At 72.3% G+C, this 18,749-nt stretch carries 12 protein-coding genes and 2 pseudogenes; 10 read left to right on the top strand and 4 right to left on the bottom strand.

The window, feature by feature from the left end:
- Positions 1 to 53: 53 nt before the first annotated feature.
- Positions 54 to 1,514: an NCS2 family permease gene (locus tag FEF34_RS21330; RefSeq protein WP_138054582.1), complete on the bottom strand. Its 1,461-nt coding sequence runs from the start codon at positions 1,512 to 1,514 to the stop codon at positions 54 to 56.
- A gap of 212 nt (positions 1,515 to 1,726) precedes the next feature.
- Here FEF34_RS21330 and FEF34_RS21325 point away from each other — a divergent pair, with 212 nt between their 5' ends.
- The 3 genes and pseudogenes from FEF34_RS21325 to FEF34_RS44305 all read left to right on the top strand — a co-directional run.
- Positions 1,727 to 1,990 carry a DUF2530 domain-containing protein gene (locus FEF34_RS21325; RefSeq protein WP_138054581.1) on the top strand — a complete coding sequence of 88 codons (264 nt, stop codon included), beginning with the start codon at positions 1,727 to 1,729 and terminating at the stop codon, positions 1,988 to 1,990.
- Positions 1,991 to 2,389: 399 nt separating this feature from the next.
- On the top strand, positions 2,390 to 4,843 hold the full coding sequence (locus FEF34_RS21320) for an HAD-IC family P-type ATPase (RefSeq protein ID WP_138054580.1): 2,454 nt from the start codon (positions 2,390 to 2,392) through the stop codon (positions 4,841 to 4,843).
- Positions 4,840 to 5,122: pseudogene (locus FEF34_RS44305) on the top strand (hypothetical protein); the annotation flags it as partial. The gene FEF34_RS21320 and the pseudogene FEF34_RS44305, both read left to right, overlap by 4 nt.
- A 48-nt stretch (positions 5,123 to 5,170) precedes the next feature.
- On the opposite strand, the gene FEF34_RS21315 reads toward FEF34_RS44305, so the two are convergent.
- On the bottom strand, positions 5,171 to 6,187 hold the full coding sequence (locus FEF34_RS21315; protein ID WP_138054579.1) for a GlxA family transcriptional regulator: 1,017 nt from the start codon (positions 6,185 to 6,187) through the stop codon (positions 5,171 to 5,173).
- A 266-nt stretch (positions 6,188 to 6,453) separates the two neighbouring features.
- Here FEF34_RS21315 and FEF34_RS21310 point away from each other — a divergent pair, with 266 nt between their 5' ends.
- Positions 6,454 to 7,887: a hypothetical protein gene (locus tag FEF34_RS21310; RefSeq protein ID WP_138054578.1), complete on the top strand. Its 1,434-nt coding sequence runs from the start codon at positions 6,454 to 6,456 to the stop codon at positions 7,885 to 7,887.
- A 558-nt stretch (positions 7,888 to 8,445) separates the two neighbouring features.
- Here FEF34_RS21310 and FEF34_RS21305 read toward each other — a convergent pair.
- Positions 8,446 to 11,595 carry a sacsin N-terminal ATP-binding-like domain-containing protein gene (locus tag FEF34_RS21305; protein ID WP_138054577.1) on the bottom strand — a complete coding sequence of 1,050 codons (3,150 nt, stop codon included), beginning with the start codon at positions 11,593 to 11,595 and terminating at the stop codon, positions 8,446 to 8,448.
- A 593-nt stretch (positions 11,596 to 12,188) separates the two neighbouring features.
- Between FEF34_RS21305 and FEF34_RS21300 the strand changes: the two genes are divergently transcribed.
- Both FEF34_RS21300 and FEF34_RS21295 read left to right on the top strand, forming a co-directional pair.
- On the top strand, positions 12,189 to 13,037 hold the full coding sequence (locus FEF34_RS21300; protein WP_138054576.1) for a helix-turn-helix domain-containing protein: 849 nt from the start codon (positions 12,189 to 12,191) through the stop codon (positions 13,035 to 13,037).
- Positions 13,038 to 13,330: 293 nt separating this feature from the next.
- Positions 13,331 to 13,750, top strand: a pseudogene (locus tag FEF34_RS21295) (MFS transporter); the annotation flags it as partial.
- Between the two features lie 66 nt (positions 13,751 to 13,816).
- Here FEF34_RS21295 and FEF34_RS21290 read toward each other — a convergent pair.
- Positions 13,817 to 14,728 carry a DUF3027 domain-containing protein gene (locus FEF34_RS21290; RefSeq protein WP_138054575.1) on the bottom strand — a complete coding sequence of 304 codons (912 nt, stop codon included), beginning with the start codon at positions 14,726 to 14,728 and terminating at the stop codon, positions 13,817 to 13,819.
- Between the two features lie 281 nt (positions 14,729 to 15,009).
- Between FEF34_RS21290 and FEF34_RS21280 the strand changes: the two genes are divergently transcribed.
- The 4 genes from FEF34_RS21280 to FEF34_RS21265 all read left to right on the top strand — a co-directional run bounded on the left by FEF34_RS21280 (position 15,010) and on the right by FEF34_RS21265 (position 18,718).
- On the top strand, positions 15,010 to 16,377 hold the full coding sequence (locus FEF34_RS21280; protein WP_138054574.1) for an MFS transporter: 1,368 nt from the start codon (positions 15,010 to 15,012) through the stop codon (positions 16,375 to 16,377).
- Positions 16,378 to 16,639: 262 nt separating this feature from the next.
- Positions 16,640 to 17,119, top strand: coding sequence for a DUF2771 domain-containing protein (locus FEF34_RS21275; RefSeq protein ID WP_138054573.1), 480 nt, complete (start codon positions 16,640 to 16,642; stop codon positions 17,117 to 17,119).
- 25 nt (positions 17,120 to 17,144) lie between these two features.
- Positions 17,145 to 17,864 (top strand): futalosine hydrolase, encoded by a 720-nt coding sequence (locus tag FEF34_RS21270; protein ID WP_138054572.1) that lies wholly within the window; start codon positions 17,145 to 17,147, stop codon positions 17,862 to 17,864.
- Positions 17,861 to 18,718 carry a 1,4-dihydroxy-6-naphthoate synthase gene (locus FEF34_RS21265; RefSeq protein WP_138054571.1) on the top strand — a complete coding sequence of 286 codons (858 nt, stop codon included), beginning with the start codon at positions 17,861 to 17,863 and terminating at the stop codon, positions 18,716 to 18,718. Before FEF34_RS21270 ends, FEF34_RS21265 begins: the two co-directional genes overlap by 4 nt.
- Positions 18,719 to 18,749 lie beyond the last annotated feature (31 nt).

The following is an 18,749-nucleotide window of genomic DNA, read 5'->3' as shown; positions in this document are numbered from 1 at the left end:
GCGGCCGGGTGCGGCCGAACGCCGCGGCCGGTCGCGCGGCCGGGCGCCGCGGACTACGTCAGGCCCAGCGCCGGCATCGCGTAGGAGAAGACGAAGACCGCCGAGACGACGTACATCGGGACCGGCACCTCACGGCCTCGCCCCACCGCCAGACGCAGCACGCTGAACGCGATGAAGCCGATGCCGATGCCGTTGGTGATCGAGTAGGTGAACGGCATCATCAGCATCGCCAGGAACGCCGGCACGGCGATCGTGAAGTCGTTCCAGTCGATGTCCCTGACCGACCCGGCGAGGATCAGGAAGCCGACCGCGAGCAGCGCGGGCGTCGCCGCCTGGGACGGGACCATCGTCGCCAGCGGCGTCAGGAACAGCGCCACCGCGAAGAGACCGCCCGTGACGACCGAGGCGAGGCCGGTGCGCGCGCCCTCGCCGACGCCCGCCGTCGACTCCACGAAGCAGGTGTTGGCGGAGGAGGAGGTGGCACCGCCCGCTGCGACGGCGACGCCGTCGACGATCAGCACCTTGTTGATGCCCGGGAGGTTGCCCTTGTCGTCCATCAGCTTCGCCTCGTCACCGACACCGAGGATGGTGCCCATCGCGTCGAAGAAGCAGGACAGCAGGACGGTGAAGACGAAGAGCGCGCCGGTGAGCAGGCCGACCTTCTCGAAGCCGCCGAACAGGCTGACCCGGCCGACGAGCCCGAAGTCCGGCGTGGCGACGGGGTTGCCCGGCCACTCCGGCACGGTCAGGCCCCACGCTTCGCCCGGGAGCCGGGCGATCGACTGGACGGCGACGGCGACCACCGTCATCACGACGATGGAGACCAGGATGGCGCCCGGCACCCTGCGGATGATCAGCGCGAGCGTGAGCAGCGTACCGAGGACGAAGATCAGGACCGGCCAGCCGGAGAGGTGCCCGGTGAGTCCGAGCTGGAGCGGGACGGTCGTGTGGGCGGCGTCCGGGATGCGGGAGACGAAGCCGGAGTCGACCAACCCGATCAGCATGATGAACAGGCCGATACCGATCGCGATGCCCTTGCGCAGGCCGAGCGGCACGGCGTTCATGACCCGTTCACGCAGGCCCGTGGCCACGAGCAGCATGACCACGAAGCCGGCGAGGACCACCATGCCCATGGCGTCGGGCCAGCTCATGCGCGGGGCGAGCTGGAGGGCGACGACCGTGTTCACCCCGAGCCCGGCGGCCAGGGCGATCGGGACGTTGCCGATGACGCCCATGAGGAGGGTCGAGAAGGCCGCGGTGAGCACCGTCGCGGTGACCAGCTGGCCGCCGTCGAGCTGGTGCCCGTACACGTCCTTGGCGCTGCCGAGGATGATCGGGTTCAGCACGACGATGTACGCCATGGCGAAGAACGTGGCGAAGCCGCCGCGGACCTCACGGGCGACCGTGGATCCGCGCTCGGAGATCCTGAAGTAGCGGTCGAGCCGGCCGGGGGCACGGGAACCGGGCCGCTGCGGTTGCCGGACGTCCGCGGGAGCGGTGGCCGTGGGGGGCATACGAGTCCTCGTCGAGGTGGTGCGGGGGTGGCTGACTACGCCCGGCTTCCCTGGATGTTCATACGAAGAAAACCGGTCGGACACAAACCGGTTCAGTATGAACGTATATGCCGAAGATCGGTATCTCCGCGCGTAGACCCGGTGGGGAAAGGCAGCTCGCGGTCCCCGGGGACACCGTCAGGGCCGCCGGGAGCGCCGCCTACACTGACCGCATGGCGAAGTGGACCCCCAAGCACGAGGCACCCGAGCCCCTGGAGGGGCCGGTCGTCGCCACCATCACCGGCGGCACGATCCTCTGGTTCGTCCTCTTCCTCGTCCAGGTCCCCTTCTACGGCTGGTTCGCCGAGCGCGAGCTGGACTGGTGGGTGTGGACCTGCCTGGCCGGCGGCGGGCTGGGCCTCATCGGCATCTGGTACGTGCGCAAGCGCGACGCTGCCATCCGGCGCGCGGAAGCCGCCCCGCACGGCACCGACTGACGGGGCGGTCCCCCGGCCTCGAAGGCGGGACGCCCGCACGCGCCCCGGACAGCCCACCGGACGCGCCTCGTGCGACCGGGACCCCGGGCGGGACCGCCGGACTCGTGCGCACGCCCCGGGCCGCTCACCCGGTCGCGCCGGCGGCGGGGTGAGCCCCGGGCACGGGCGGCGGGGTGAGCCCCGGGAACGGGCGGCGGGGTGAGCCCCGGGCACGGGCGGACTTCCGCCCCGGCCCCAAGGGCCCCGGTCATCCGCCACCCGCGTCCGGCGCGTCGCCGAGCCACCGACGCACCGACGCACCGACGCACCGAGTCGCGTTCCCGCCTTGGCGGGATCCGGTTATGGCAGGATCCGCGGCTCGGGGGGTGAAGGGGCCCATGCCGCCGTACCGTCGGAGGCATGACTCAGCGGTCGGAGATCGGCAGCGACGGAGCCGAGCCGCACGGCGGCCCGGTCATCGACGCGGGGGCGGAGCTCGACCCCGTACATCCCGTGCCGCCGCCCGTGCGACACCGGTCCGGCGGGCTGAGCGCCGACGAGGTCGCCGAACGCATCGCACGCGGTGAGGTCAACGACGTCCCCCTGCGCAGCAGTCGCTCCACCGCCGACATCATCCGGGGCAACGTCCTCACCCGCTTCAACGCGATCATCGGTGTGCTCTGGGCGATCATGTTCTTCGTCGCTCCGTTCCAGGACACCCTGTTCGGCTTCGTCATCCTCGCCAACACCGGAATCGGCATCATCCAGGAGCTGCGCGCCAAGAAGACTCTCGACGGGCTCGCCGTCATCGGCGAGGCGAAACCGACCGTCCGGCGCGACGGTGTCTCCGGGGAGGTGTCCACCTCCGAGATCGTGCTCGGCGACCTCATCGAACTCGGACCGGGCGACAAGGTCGTCGTCGACGGCGAGGTCGCCGAGGCCGACGGCCTGGAGATCGACGAGTCCCTGCTGACCGGTGAGGCCGACCCGGTCCTGAAGCGGCGCGGGGACCGGATGATGTCCGGCAGCTTCGTCGTCGCCGGCGGCGGCGCCTTCACCGCCACCAAGGTCGGCCGCGAGGCCTACGCCGCCCAGCTGGCCGAGGAGGCGTCCCGCTTCACCCTCGTCCACTCCGAGCTGCGCTCCGGCATCTCCACGATCCTCAAGTACGTCACCTGGATGATGGTGCCGACCGCCCTCGGCCTCATCGTCAGCCAGCTCGTCGTCAAGGGCGACGACTTCAAGGGCTCGGTCGCCCGCACCGTCGGCGGAATCGTGCCGATGATCCCCGAGGGCCTCGTCCTCCTCACCTCCGTCGCCTTCGCGATCGGCGTCATCCGGCTCGGCCGCAAGCAGTGCCTCGTCCAGGAGCTCCCCGCGATCGAGGGCCTCGCCCGGGTCGACGTGGTGTGCCTCGACAAGACCGGCACCCTCACCGAGGGCGGCATGGACGTCACCGAGCTGCGCACCCTCGACGGCTGCGACGAGGACTACGTGCGCACCGTCCTGGGCGCGCTCGGCGAGTCCGACCCGCGGCCCAACGCCTCCCTCCAGGCGATCATCGAGGCCTACCCGGACCGGGAGGAGTGGCGCTGCACCGAGTCCCTGCCGTTCTCGTCGGCGCGCAAGTACAGCGGAGCCGCGTTCAGCGAGGGCGACGGGCAGAGTTCGACCTGGCTGCTCGGCGCCCCCGACGTGCTGCTGCCGCCCGGCGCGCCCGCCCTGCGCGAGGTCGACGGCCTCAACGAGCAGGGCCTGCGCGTCCTGCTGCTCGCGCGTGCCGCGGGCGAACTCGACGACCTCGACGTCGCCGCGGGCGCCCGGCCCACCGCTCTGGTCGTGCTGGAGCAGCGACTGCGGCCCGACGCTGCCGACACCCTGCGCTACTTCGAGGAGCAGGAGGTAGCGGCGAAGGTCATCTCGGGCGACAACGCGGTGTCGGTGAGCGCCGTGGCCGGCAAGCTCGGGCTGCCGGGCGCGGCGGACTCCGTGGACGCCCGCAAGCTGCCTGCCGAGCGGGAGGCGATGGCCGACGAGCTCGCCGCCAACGCGGTCTTCGGGCGGGTCACCCCGCAGCAGAAGCGGGACATGGTCGGCGCGCTCCAGTCGCGCGGCCACACGGTCGCGATGACGGGCGACGGCGTCAACGACGTCCTCGCCCTCAAGGACGCCGACATCGGCGTCTCCATGGGCTCCGGCTCCGAGGCGACGAAGGCCGTCGCGCAGATCGTGCTCCTCAACAACAGCTTCGCCACGCTGCCGTCGGTGGTGGCCGAGGGCCGTCGCGTCATCGGCAACATCACCCGGGTCGCCACGCTGTTCCTGACCAAGACGGTCTACTCGGTGCTGCTGGCGGTCATGGTGGTCTGCTCGCAGGTCGAGTACCCCTTCCTGCCCCGGCATCTGACCCTGCTGTCCACACTGACCATCGGCGTCCCGGCGTTCTTCCTGGCGCTCGCGCCCAACAAGGAGCGCGCCAGGCCCCACTTCGTCCGGCGGGTCATGCGGTACGCGATCCCCGGCGGGATCGTCGCGGCGGGCGCCACCTTCTCGACGTACCTCCTCGCCCGGCACCACTACAGCGGGCCCGGCGCGCTGGCCGCCGAGACCAGCGCGGCGACGCTGACGCTGTTCCTGGTCGCCATGTGGGTGCTGGCGATCGTCGCCCGCCCCTACACCTGGTGGCGCGTGTGCCTGGTCGCGGCGATGGGGCTGGCCTTCCTGATCGTCCTGATGGTGCCCTGGCTGCAGGACTTCTTCGCCCTGCGGCTGGTGGGCACGACGATGCCGTGGGCGGCGGTCGCCATCGCCGCGCTGGCGGCGGGGGTGCTGGAGTTCGCATGGCGATGGGTGGACCGCCGCTTCCCGGCCTGAGGACTCGCAGGGAGCCGAGGTGTGCTTCCCGTCCTGGGGCTCGCTGGTGCGGCACGCGCTTCCCTGACGAGACTCGTGACCAACTCTCCGTGAATTTCCCGGCGTTGTTCTCGCATGGACGAGCTGCGCGTCGACTGCTGCCGGGGGCCCAGGGCGTGTGCCTGCTGGGCCATGGCGGCACTCGGGCCGTCGCCCGGGCCGCAGACGTCGGTGGGACGGCGGTCCGCAAGGGCGGTCGAACCGGAGGCCGGCGAGAAGCCGTTGGATCGGGTGCGGCGGTCCCGGTTCAGCGGGGGCGCGTGAGGTGGGCCTGGCTGTCGCCCGCGGTCAGCGCGGTGCCGTCCCGGTGAGCTGAGTCTCCGGGCCGAAGCGTTGCCGGTAGGCCGAGGGGGTGAGTCCCGTTTCTCGGCGTAGGAGCGTTCGGAGGTTGGCCGCGGTGCCGAGTCCGGTGTGGCGGGCGATGGCGTCGAAGTGGGTGTCTCCGCGTTCGAGGAGCCGGCGGGCGAGGGTGACGCGCTGCGCGGTCAGCCATGCGAGGGGTGTGGTGCCCAGCTGGGCGCGGAAGCGGCGGTGCAGGGTGGTGGTGCTGACGGCTGCCTCGGCTGCGAGGTCCGCGACGGTCAGAGGGGCGTCGAGCCGCTCCTGGGCCCAGGCCAGGAGCGGGGCCAGGGACTCGTCGGGCACGTCGGGTAAGGGGCGTTCGATGAACTGCTTCTGTCCGCCGTCGCGGTGGGCGGGGAAGACGAGGCGGCGGCTGATGGTGTTGGCGGTCTCCGCGCCGTGGTCGCGGCGGATGATGTGCAGGCCGAGGTCGAGTGAGGCGGCGCTGCCCGCGGAGGTGAGGACGGTGCCGTCGTCGACGAAGAGGACGTCGGGTTCGACGCGGACGGCGGGATAGTGGGAGCGCAGGAGGTCCGTGCACTGCCAGTGCGTGGTGGCCCGGCGCCCGTCGAGCACGCCGGCCTCGGCCAGAGCGAAAGCGCCGGTGCAGAAGGAGACCAGCCGGGCGCCCCGGCGGTGGGCGCGCCGTATGACGTCCAGTACGGCGGGGTGGCGCGGCCGGCTGACGTCCGGCCGGCTCGGGATGATCAGGGTGTCGGCTGTCTCGGCGGCTTCGAGGCGCGCTGCCGCGGTGAGCGTGAAGAAGCGGTCGCGCATGACCGTGCGGTCGTGGGGCGTGCACAACGTGAAGTCGTAGAGGTCACGGCCGAGTTCGGGCCGGGGCAGCCCGAACAGTTCCGTGGCGCAGCCGAGTTCGAAGGGGTTGGTGTCCTCGTCGACGATCACCGCCACCCGGCGAGGTCGGAGCCCCCAGGGAGCGGCCTGGAAGGATTCTTGCGTCATGCGCCACTTCTACCACTCACACCCGACGATGCCGGTGGCAAAGGATGAGTTCAGGCTCGGCGAGCGGCGGGGGCCCGCGCGTCCTCGGATGCGTGGGGCATGCCCCTGCTGTCTCAGCCGTATCGGTTTCGGTGAGAGGAGTACGGGCAATGCGCCTGCTCTTTCGGCGTACTTCCGCGGTGACGGGGACCGCGACGGGTTCACATGCGGCCGTGAGGCGAAGAAGGGGTGCTGCGGTGCCGCCGGGGCGACGATGGCGCGTACGGATGGCCGCACTCCTGGTCACCCTGCCGAGTGCGGTCGTGACGCCGCTGCTCACGGCACAGCCGGCGGCTGCCGCAGCGACCGGCAGCACGGTCTGCAGGCAGTCACCGGAGGGCGTCTTCCGCTGGAACGGAGGCACCTCCTGGACCCAGATCAGCGAACGCGGAACAGCCGACCAGATCTACGGAGGCGGAGCCGGACTCCTCCGAGCCGCCCCCGACGGCAGCGGCGTCTACCGCTACCAGGGCTCCGGACAGAACTGGGAACACATCGGCACCGCCGGCCCAGGCTCACAGTGGGTCGTCACCGACAACGCCATCTACGGCCGATCACCCGACGGCGTCTTCCGCTGGAACGGAGGCACCTCCTGGACCCAGATCAGCGAACGCGGAACAGCCGACCAGATCTACGGAGGCGGAGCCGGACTCCTCCGAGCCGCCCCCGACGGCAGCGGCGTCTACCGCTACCAGGGCTCCGGACAGAACTGGCAACGCATCGGCACCGCCGGCCCAGGCTCACAGTGGGTCGTCACCGACAACGCCATCTACGGCCGATCACCCGACGGCGTCTTCCGCTGGAACGGAGGCACCTCCTGGACCCAGATCAGCGAACGCGGAACAGCCGACCAGATCTACGGAGGCGGAGCCGGACTCCTCCGAGCCGCCCCCGACGGCAGCGGCGTCTACCGCTACCAGGGCTCCGGACAGAACTGGCAACGCATCGGCACCGCCGGCCCAGGCTCACAATGGGTCGTCACCGACAACGCCATCTACGGCCGATCACCCGACGGCGTCTTCCGCTGGAACGGAGGCACCTCCTGGACCCAGATCAGCGAACGCGGAACAGCCGACCGGATCGCGCCCTGCGCGGCCGTCACCACGGCTGTCGGATGGACCACCTACTCCGCCGACAGCGATGACGGCAAAGCCGTCCTCGAGATATGTGCGGGCTCTCAGTGGGTCTGCACCATGACCTACACCCCTCGGAGTTATCGCACCTTCCCGGGGCCGGAGCACCCTGTCGGAGACAGCGTCTTCAACTACACGTCGCAGACCGAGACTCATACGCTGAGCTGGTCGGACACTGTGGAGAGCTCGGACACGCTCGAGGTGAGCTCGTCCGCCAAAGCCACCATCTGGGGAGTGGCGGAGCTGGGAGTGAGCGCCACCTACAGTCACACCTGGGGCAGGTCGAGCTCTGTGTCGGAGACCGAGAGCCTGCCAGTTCCAGGGTGCAGTGTGGGCTGGCTGGCCCGTGCCGCGGAAATGGGCACCGCCTCAGGGGACATCCACGTGCATTTCGCCAAGGGTACCCACCTGGACGGCCACCGGGATTTCATGATCACCAATGCTGTCTTCACGGCACCCACCGGAAGCGGTTCCATCGTCGCCCGTTCTCGACCCGTGACCGCGTCCGAAAGCACCTCGTGCCCGTGAGGGCTGCCCGGGGATCCGAAGTCCCGACCCGTTCCGTACCACCCGGGTCCGGAGTCGAAGCAATCTGATGCGGTACTCCCGGTTCGCTCGCCAGGCGGCGTCGGGATCCGATCTCCCGCACCGCCGGCGGCCCGACCGGCGACAGGGCGTGTTGCGAGAGTAGCTCCGTCCGCCCGTAGGGCGGGGCCTGCGGCGTCTGGTGCATGAGGTCTCCCCACCCCTTCGGCCGGAGGACCCGGGAAGACCCCGTGCACCGGACGCCGCTCCTTGACGGGCAAACCTTGCCTGACGCGGCGCCAACGGCACGTACTGCGATCGGTACCGCTGCCGGACGCGGTCTCGGTACCGCTCGGCCCCACCCGCTACCGCCCACGACCGCATGCCGGTCGTGGGCGGTGGTCCGCGGCGGAGATCATTCGTCGACGGCCCGACGGCCGACTCACCACCCGCCTGTGACCCGTCCCAGCATGACGGGGGCGGTCGGCCGGCCCGGTGGAGCGCCGCACCCCGGACGGGAGACCGGCGGGTTGCCCGCCCGGGAGGTGCCCTCGGGCGCCCTCAGTCGAACCAGCGGTCCCGCGCCAGTTCCTCCGTGCGCGACGGGTCCTCCAGCAGCGCCGCCACCTCGAAGCGGCGCGGCCACTGGCCCGCCGCCCAGGCCAGGCCCGCGGCGACGCCCTCCAGTGTGGCGGCGTGGATGACCCCGTCGGAGGTGCGGCGCCAGTCGAGTTCGACACCGCCGGCGAGGAGTTCCTCGTGCTCGACGTACGACGCGGGCGTCGCCGGTCCCAGCAGCGCGTGCACCGACTCCGGCACCTCGTGCTCCTCGCCCACCGTCGTCACCTCCGCCTCGACCGCCTCGCTGAGCCGCCCCACCTGGAACAGCTCGGCCAGATCGGCCGCACGGCCCGGCGAGACCGGCAGCAGCGGACGCCCGGCGGTCAGCGGCAGCAGATCGGGAGCGTCCGCGACCAGCGCGTCCGAGGCGTCCACCACCCGCACCTCCCCGTCGACGACCGCGCGCAGTTCGTCCGGGAGCGTCACCTGCTCGGGGTCCAGATCCGCCAGCGCCGTGTACAGGGCGTGCAGTTGGGACGCGGTGACGGGGCGGTCCGCGTCGGCGAGCCGCCCCAGCAGCTCGGCCGCGCCGCCCGGTTCGTCCAGCAGCGCGGCGACGGACGTCCGGACGCCGAGGGCGTGCAGCACCTGCTCGTCCTCGAAGCCGGCCGCGTCGGCCGCGTCGTAGAGGCCGACCAGCAGCGGATCGCCGCCCACGGACCGCAGACCCGCCGGGCGGCGGCCGCCCAGCACCGGGTGCCCGCGCAGCCACCACGCCGTGTACGGCCGGACCGTCTCGGTCGTGCCGTCGGGCAGCAGCACCCGGACGGTCTGTGTCAGCGCGTCCCGCAGCGGCGGCCTGGCCAGCAGCGCGAGTGCCCGCGGCCACTGGTCGTCGTCCACGAGTTCCAGGTCGCGCACGGCGGCGATCTCCGTCGCGACCGGCGGAACGGGGGTGTCGGGCAGCCGGTCCAGGACGTCCTCGCACCACACGTCCACCGCGTCCAGCAGCCCCGCGTCGTCCGGCTCGGCGAAGTCGCCCTCGCGAGGCTCCAGTTCGTCCGGGTCCAGCACGACGTCCGTGGCGCGGACGAGCGCGAAGGTCGCCAGTACCCCGCAGGCGGCGAGCGGCTGCTCGCCCCAGCGCTCGGCCAGCTCGGCGTCGACGAGAGCCAGCTCGTCCTCGCGCATCACGGACGCGAAGGGACTGCCCGGCAGCACCAGTTCACCGGCAGGAGCGAGCTCGCCTTCCTCGTCGGGCAGCGCCAGCGCACCCAGCCACGGCTCGTCACCCGGCTCCAGTCCCGCGTCCCGGACGAGGGCGAGGACGATCTCCGCCAGCTCCTCGCTGTCCGGCGCGTCCTCGTCCCAGAGCCCGTCGCCGTCCTCCAGCGACGCGGCGACGGCGGCCCGCACCTGCGGGGTCGTCAGCACCGCGCGCGGTGTCGCGGGCAGCGCGCCCAGCTTCTCCAGCAGCGGATGAGCGGCGTCCTGATGGGCCACCTTCAACCCGAACCGGGCCAGCCCGTCCGGGGTCTCGGCGGTCGGCAGCAGCACCTGGCGCGGGCCGATGGCGGTACGGGGCGCGCGGCGCGGACGCGGCTCCTCGCCCTCCTCCCCGGACGTCCCTTCGCCGGCGGCCGCCCCCGTACCGGCGAGCGGCACCGGCAGGCCGGACAGCCGCTCCGGGTCCACACCGGCGAGGCTGTCGTACAGCCGCCACCACCACGACGGGTCGCGCTCGATCCCGGCGAGCCGGTCGATCGCCTCCGTCAGCGGGACCCGTGCGACACCGAGTGTCCGCAGCTCCACCCGGCGCTCCAGACCGGCGGGCAGCAGCGTCGGCAGCACATCCGCCAGGGCTCGTACGGTCTCGGCGCCGGCGCCCTCCACCACCTCGGCCTCCAGCGGCCGCAGCGCCACCACGTCCTCCGAGGGAACGGCGGGGGCGAGGAACGCCGTGCGCGGCAGCAGTTCCAGGATCGCCGCACGCAGCGAGCCGTCCAGCTCGCCCTTTCCCAGCGGCCCGGGAACGAGGTCGATCAGCCCGGTCCCGACCGGCTGCCAGTCGTCGAGCAGCTCGGCGTACGCGTCCGCCGCACGCCGCACCAGGAAGTCGGTGAGCGGGCCCGGAGCGGGACGGCGGCGGGCGGTGTCCAGCGGCAGGGAGGCGATCAGCAGCGCGGGCACACCGAGCGGCTCGTCCGTCGGGGTCGGCGCGTGGACGACCGGCGCGGTCGCCGGGTACTCGGGCATCCCCTCGGAGTCCACGGGAACCGCCCAGGTCACGGTCCAGTGCGGGCGCAGCCGCTCCTCCACCGGCCGGTCCGCGAGCAGCGCGGGCTCGACTGGCCCGTGGTGGCTGACGACCCGCCAGCGGTTCAGCCCGCGGGCGCTGTCCTCGATGTGGACGTGGTCGCCATGCTGCGAGCGGCGCAGGGTCCTGACCCCCTCCGGGGTCTCCACCACGATCTCGGTGAGCCCCGGCAGGGTCAGCAGCAGCGCGTCGTCGATCTCGGCGAGCAGCCGGCCGACCAGGTCCTCGGCGGTCCCGTCGCGCAGCGGCAGGATCACGACCGTGTCGTAGCCGTCGGGTGCGGTGCCCTCGGCGGGCAGCGGAAGCCGCAGCAGCGGTACGTGGCCGTCACGGCGGCGTAGCTCGTCACCGAGGCCGGGGCCGGCCTGCGCCGCCTGCGCGGCGAGTTCCCGGGCCTCGGCCAGCGACCAGCGGACGCCGCCGTGCCGGCCGACGACGGCGGGCTCGTCGCTCACGGCCAGCACGGCGGCGAAGCCGACGCCGAACCGGCCCACGGCGGTCCGGTCGTCCTCGCGCTTGGCCGACGCCCGCAGCGTCGACAGCGACTCCACACCGGCGGCGTCCAGCGGGGCGCCGGTGTTGGCGGCGACGAGCGTGCCCCGGTCGAGGGTGAGCCGGAAGCGCCCGGGCACGCCGGCCCGGGCGGCGGCGTCGGCGGCGTTCTGGGCCAGCTCGACGATCACACGATCGCGGTAGCCGCCGAGCGCGAGGTCCTCCTCGGCGTTGGCATCCTCGCGGAAACGCGCGGGGCTCGCACTCCAGGCGTCGAGCACCCCACGCCGCAGCCGCGCCGTCCCGAACGGGTCGGCCCCCTCGGTCGTCCTGACGCTCACGCCTGTCTCCGCTCTCTGACTGTTCCGGTTTGCCCGGCGGGTTCCCGCGGTTCCCGCTGCTGCGGCTGTTGCGACCGCGCGGGGGCGCAGCCCCGTCCCGGGGCCTGAAGGTACCGCGTCGCGCGCGCCCCCGCGCGATCGCTCCACTGAGGGCTCGCATCGCGTACCCGGGTGGCGTGGTGCGGACGGAAGGGTTCGCGGCGGCGATGCCGACACTGGCGCGGGCGGGGTGGCCCTGACTGACGCGGACGCCGGAACCGCCCGGAGCGATCCCGCGCGTCGGCGAGGCCCGTCGGCGAAGGCGAGGTCGCCTCCGCACCCGGCCAACCGGCCGAGAATCGACAACCCTCCATAATATCGGTTACCGCTGAGTACACGGGACGTAGGATCGATCTCCGATCTGAACCTAGTGCCGCATCAGGCAACGTTCGCCCCGTCGCGGCGCCCGGCACGGCGACTCGCGGCGTTGCCGAATCAACGGAGTAGGCCCACTACGAGGTCGATCCGGCGCCTTGCGATTCACCGCACCGGACGCCGCTCCTTGACGGGCAAACCTTGCCTGACGCGGCACTAGCTCGGGGGGGGCGTTCGTCATGCCAACATCGCGCCAGTTGAAGGAGCTCGGGAGGTTTCTCACCGTGCGCCGCGCCGAGATCGCTCCGGCCCGGGTGGGGCTGCCCGTCGCAGGGGCCCGAAGGACCCCGGGACTGCGCCGGGAGGAGGTCGCCCTGCTCGCAGGGGTGGGCGTGTCCTGGTACACGTGGATCGAGCAGGGCCGTGCGGAGAACGTCTCCGCCGAGATCCTCTCCGCGATCTCACGCGTCCTCGATCTCGACGACACCCAGCGCCAGTACGTCCGGCGCCTCGCCGGACTCGGGTCGGACCACACCGCCGCCTCCACACTGCCGGACGCCGAGTCCCTCCAGCCGTACGTCGACAACTGGCTGCCCAATCCGGCCTACATCGCCGATCGCGTCTGGAATGTGACGGTCTCCAACAGAACCGCCCGTGAGGTGCTCGGAATGGACGGCGGCACGGGAAACATCATCCGCGATTTCTTCACCCACCCGGCCACCCGTCGCCGATACCCGACCTGGGACCGGGACGCGCCCACGGTGGTGGCCCGTTTCCGTTCCCACGCCGCCAGTTATCCCGGCGACCCGCTGCTCGCCACCGAAATCGACCGCCTGCGCGGCGAGAGCCGGGAGTTCTCAGACCTCTGGAACGCCCAGGACGTCCAGGAGGACTCCTGCGGCATCGACCTCTTCGAGCATCCCGACACCGGGGAGATCTCCCTGAAGCGCACCACGCTCGATTTCACCGTACGACTCGGCCTCAGACTCACCGTCTTCTTCCCGGTCCCCGGCACGGGCGCACAGCAGTCGATCGAGCGGCTGGCCTCCCACCTCCCGGACCGGACCCGGTTCGATCACGTGGCCTGAGGGCCGCTCCCCGGTCCCCCGCACCACGGGCGCCCTTCCCGGGCGCTCATTCCAACGACGCGACGAATGTTCACAGCCTTGCGCTCCACCTCCGTACCGGTGCCGCCGGAACGCCTCACCCGCCCCTCCGCACCGCGCTCGCTCGTCCTCGGCGAGTACCGGCTCACCCAAATACTGGACGGACGGGTGCAGTTACGTCCGTCCGGAGGGTTTCCCGCGGAGGAGCCTGTTGGCGGCGCCAATATGTTGACTGCGCACTGGTTGGCTTCGACGCCCGGGTCGATGATCTTTCCATGTCGCGTTCCCAGTCCCCTCGAACCTCACCCCGAATGACGGGCAAGCAAAAGGCGATCCTCATCGTCCTGCTCGGCGCGCAATTCATGTTCGCCGTCGATTTCTCGATTCTGACCGTCGCCCTGCCGAAGATCGGTGACGATCTCGGATTCGGCATCGACAGCCTCCAGTGGGTCATCACCGCCTTCGCGCTCACCGCTGCCGAGTTCATGCTGCTGTTCGGCCGCATCGGTGACCTCTACGGCCGCAAGAAGCTGTTCCTCTTCGGAATGACGCTTCTCACCGTCTCGTCCCTGATAGGCGGTCTCGCGACCAGCTCGGAGGTCATGCTCGCCGCCCGCATCGTCCAGGGCCTTGCCACCGCCGTCGTGACCCCGTCCGGAAAGGCGCTCATCACGACCAGCGCCGATCGGCGCCCCGGGCCACCGCCCGGGGTGGCGGCCGTGGGCCTGGCGGGGACCGCCGGCGAGGAACCTGCGAGGGGCCTACGAGTGCCCCAGGTCCTCGTCCTGCGCGATCGTCTCCACGTGGTCGGGGACCGAGCCGCTGTCCGGTGCCGGGCGGAGCGGGAAGTCGTCCGACCGCATCGAGTCGAGCACCGGCGCCGCCGGCCGCGGCGGCTTCGGCATGACCGCCGCCTCGGAGTGCCCGCCGCACCCGTACGACAGCGAGACGACCCGTCCGTCCGCGGGGGAGAACTCGTTCGCGCACACCCCGAACGCCTGCTTGAGCGACCCCGACAACGGCATCAGGAAGCCGCAGGACTGGCACGACGCCGGCGCGGCCTGCGCCATCGGCGTCTTCGCGCCGAAGGAGTCCTCCCAGCGGTCCGCGGCGACGTGCAGGCCGTAGCGGGAGAGGACCCGCGCCCGGCGCATGCCCAGTTCCTCCGCCAGGGAGGCGATCGCACCGCGCGACGGGGCGCGGGTCACGATCTCCGCGTCCTCGGCGTCGACGCGGTCGGCCATCTCCTCGGAGACCGCCGCGTTCGGGGGCGGCGCGTCCTCACCCGAGTAGCCGGGCTCGAGCCGCAGGTCCTCCGCGTCCGTGGGCAGCAGATCGCCCGGCCCCAGGTCGCCCGGACGCAGCCGCTCGCTCCACGGCACCCACTCCGGCGCGAGCAGCGCGTCCGGACCCGGGAGGAGCACGGCCTCGTCGACCGTGACGTTCTTCGCGCGGGACGCGCGGGCCACCGTGACGGCCCAGCGCCAGCCCCGGTAGCCGGCCTCCCGGCACTCGAAGAAATGGGTGACGACCCGGTCGCCCTCGGACACGAGCGAGACGTGCTCACCCACCACCCCGGGCGCGGCCGCCTCGTCGGCAGCCGTCCGGGCGAGGTCTACCGCCTCGGCGCACAGACGGTCGGGGGTACGGCTTCGCGTCGTCGCAGCACTCACAGGTCTCGCTTCTCTCCTACGCCGTCTCACGGGTGCGCCTGGCCGATTCGCGATGTACGAGCAGCGGGCGGAGCGGACCAGAGGGCCGCATCGACGTCCGCACCCGGGCACTCTGTCTCGGGCACACCTACCGTCACCCATTCTGCGGGATGGCGAAAAGGCGCGCGGCCGGGAACTACCGCCGGTGGCGCGCTACGCACGCTACCCCCTCTGTGGCGTGCCGCCCACCTGCCCGTCCGAATCCCGGTTCGGGTCGGCGGCCGGTAGGGCACTATGACGACGTGACAACCGCGAGGTCGTCCGGCGCTCCCGGGCCGCTGAGCAGGGCGTGCCGAGCCGTCGGCCGCGCCCTGCACCTGCCGTTCACCCGAACGGCCAGAGGTATTCGACGGGCCACCCACGCGCACGGCGCGGGCGAGTCCGGACTGGGCAAGCTGATCGAACTGCACGCGGTCAACGGCGCCGGGGACGTCATGATCACCGTGGCACTGGCGTCGACCGTCTTCTTCTCCGTACCCACCGACGAGGCGCGCGGGCGGGTCGCGCTCTACCTGGCGATCACCATGGCGCCGTTCACGCTGCTGGCCCCGGTGATCGGCCCGCTGCTGGACCATATTCCGCACGGCCGCCGTGCGGCGATGGCGGGCACGATGACGGCCCGCGCGCTGCTGGCGCTGACCATGTCGGGCGCGGTCGCGACGGGCGGCATCGAGCTGTACCCGGCGGCACTCGGCGTACTGGTGTGCTCGAAGGCTTACGGAGTGATCCGCAGCGCCGTCGTGCCGCGTCTGCTGCCGACGGGGTTCGCCCTGGTGAAGGCGAACTCACGGGTGACGCTGGCCGGGTTGCTGGCCACGGGCATCGCCGCGCCGATCGGCGCCGGCCTCCAGCAGATCGGCCCCGCATGGCCGCTGTACGGCGCGTGCGCGATCTTCGTGGCGGGCACGTTCCTCTCGTTGAGCATGCCGCCCAAGGTCGACTCGGCGAAGGGCGAACGGAAGGCGCACATGCTGACGCACGGCGAGCGGAAGCCGAGTCTGCGGACCGTCGGCCCGTCCGTGCTGCACGGACTGCAGGCGAACGTGGCCCACCGCATGCTGTCGGGTTTTCTGATCTTCTTCCTGGCGTTCCTGCTGCGCGTCCATCCGCTGGCGGGGCAGAGCGCGGCCGCCTCGCTGGTGATGGTGGGTGTCGCCGCCGGGATCGGGAACGCCTGCGGAACGGCGATCGGGGCTTGGGTGCGCAACCGGCCTCCGGAGGTGATCGTCGCCACGGGGCTGACGCTGGCGCTGTCCGCGACCGTGCTCGCGGCGGTGTTCTTCAGCCCGCTGATGGTGGCGCTGCTGGGCGCGGTGGCCGGGCTGTCCCAGGCGCTGTCGAAGCTGTCCCTGGACGCGATGATCCAGCGTGACGTGCCGGAGTCGGTGCGGACCTCGGCCTTCGCCCGTTCGGAGACGCTCCTCCAGATGTCGTGGGTGGTCGGCGGGGCGATCGGGATCTCGCTGCCGCTGAACGGCGTGGTGGGCATGTCCGTGGCGGCGGGCATCCTGGCCCTGGGCGCGGTGCTGGCGCTGCGCGGACTCCTCGTGGCGTCCCGCCGCAGCACGACGGCGCCGAGCCGGATCACGGTGGCGCCCCGCGTACGGTGAGGCGGGCCGCACGGTGGGCTCCGGAGCAGGGGCCCCACCGCGCGTGGCGAGGCCCGTACGGACGGCGGACCAGTGGACGGCCGGGCCGGCGGACGAGCGGCCGCGGGGCGCCCGGTGGGAGCCTCGCGGGTGACCCGGACGGGCCTGCTCCGGCACGTCCCGCTCCCGGCCGGGCCGCGCCGGTGCGGGCCGGGGAGCCATCGGAGACGCCACGCCGCACCCCCGCGCTGCGGGACACCGGGCGCCCGATAGCCTTCGGACCATGACCGTTGCGTTCCTCTCCGGCAAGCACCGCCGGGCCGCCGCCGCCCTCGGTGCCGTGTCCGCCGGCCTCCTCGTACTCTCCGCCTGCGACAAGCCGACGCCGCTCGCGACCGTGACGGTCGGGACCACCTCGGTGCACACCGAAGCCGCCTGCTACAACGACGGCAAAGCCATCAAGGAGTCGCAGATCCAGGACTGCCTCAACGAGAAGGCCGAGAAGTCCATCACGGTCGCGCCGGACGACAAGATCCGCTTCGGTGTCGACCCCGAGATCGCCGAGAACGGCTGGACGATCTTCATCGGCGGCGAACGCGCCGAGCAGGAGCCGTACCACAAGACGTACCGGACGATCCCGGCCAGCGCCTTCTTCACCAGCCCGACGACCGGTGAGCCCTCCAGCTCCGCGCAGGTGTCCATCGTGGAGACCTCGGGCAAGAAGCTGACCGGCATCTGGCACTTCAAGCTGGCCCAGGACTGAGGCACCCGCTCCGAACGGCTCAGCCATGCGCGTACTCGTCGTCACCGCCGTGCGGGCGGAGGCCGACTCCGCCGCCGCCGGGCTCGCCCCCGACGGCACGGTGACCGCCCACCGCATCCCGGGCGGTCACACCCTGCACCGCTGCTCGGGTGCGGGCACGACGGTGGACGTCATGGCCGGGGGCGTCGGTCCGGCCGCCGCGGCGGCGGCAACGGCCACCGCCCTGACGGCCGCCGCGGCCGCACCCGGCGCTCCCGCGTACGACCTGGTCGTGTCCGCCGGGATCGGCGGCGGTTTCGCGGGCGTCGCGCCGCCGGGCACGCTCGTGGTCGCTGACGCGATCGTCGCCGCCGACCTGGGCGCGCAGACGTCCGAGGGGCATCTGCCCGTGGAGGAACTCGGCTTCGGGCGTTCCGTGCACCCGCCCGCCGCGCTGTCGGAGCGGATCGCCGAGGCACTGGACGCGGTGCACGGGCCCGTCCTCACGGTGTCGACCGTCACCGGCACCGCCGGCCGCGCCGCCGAGCTGATCGCACGTCACCCCCGCGCCGCCGTCGAGGCGATGGAGGGGTTCGGGGTCGCCGAGGCCGCCGCGACGCACGGCGTTCCCGTCGTCGAGATCCGCGCCGTGTCCAACGCCGTCGGCCCCCGCGACCGGGCGGCCTGGCGCATCGGCGAGGCCCTGGACGCGCTGCGGAGCGCTTTCCGGCTGCTGCGCCCCGTCCTCGAGGAGGAGGCACGATGAGCAAGATCAAGATCGCCTACTCGCCCTGCCCGAACGACACGTTCGTCTTCGACGCGTGGGCGCACGGACGGGTCCCGGGCGCGCCCCGCCTCGACGTGACGTTCGCGGACATCGACATCACCAACGGCATGGCCGAGCGCGGCGAGTTCGACGTCCTGAAGGTCTCCTACGCGGTGCTGCCTTACGTCCTCGACGAGTACGCGCTGCTGCCCTGCGGCGGCGCGCTGGGCCGGGGGTGCGGCCCGCTCGTACTCACCCGGGAGCCGGGCGCGGACCTGAGCGACGCGACCGTCGCCGTGCCGAGCGAGAGGTCGACGGCGTACCTGCTGTTCCGGCTGTGGGCCGCGGACGTGCTGCCCGAGGGGGTCGGCCGGGTCGTCGTCCTGCCGTTCCACGAGATCATGCCGGCCGTGCGGGACGGCAAGGTGGACGCCGGACTCGTGATCCACGAGGCACGGTTCACCTATCAGGAGTACGGCCTGAACTGCCTGGCCGACATGGGCGAGCACTGGGAGACCACGACCGGACTGCCGATCCCGCTCGGCGCGATCATCGCCAAGCGTTCGCTGGGCCCGGAGCTGCTGGACCTCCTTGCCGAATCCGCCCGTACGTCCGTCCGCATGGCCTGGGACGACCCGCTGGCCTCGCGCCCGTACGTGATGGAGCACGCCCAGGAGATGGACCCGGCCGTCGCCGACCAGCACATCGGGCTCTACGTCAACGAGTTCACCGCCGACCTCGGCGAGGCGGGTTACGCGGCCGTCCGCGGCCTCCTCACGCGTGCCGCGGCCGAGGGGCTCGTACCTCCCCTCGGCCGCGAGGCGTTGTCCTTCGTCCGACCGCGCCGCCTCTGACGCGCGAACCTCTGCCCGGCCGCGGTGCCGT

This window comes from Streptomyces marianii (genome assembly GCF_005795905.1).
GTDB lineage: Bacteria > Actinomycetota > Actinomycetes > Streptomycetales > Streptomycetaceae > Streptomyces > Streptomyces marianii.
Note: the sequence above shows the minus strand (reverse complement) of the source record. Positions and strands in the feature narration are given on the sequence as shown.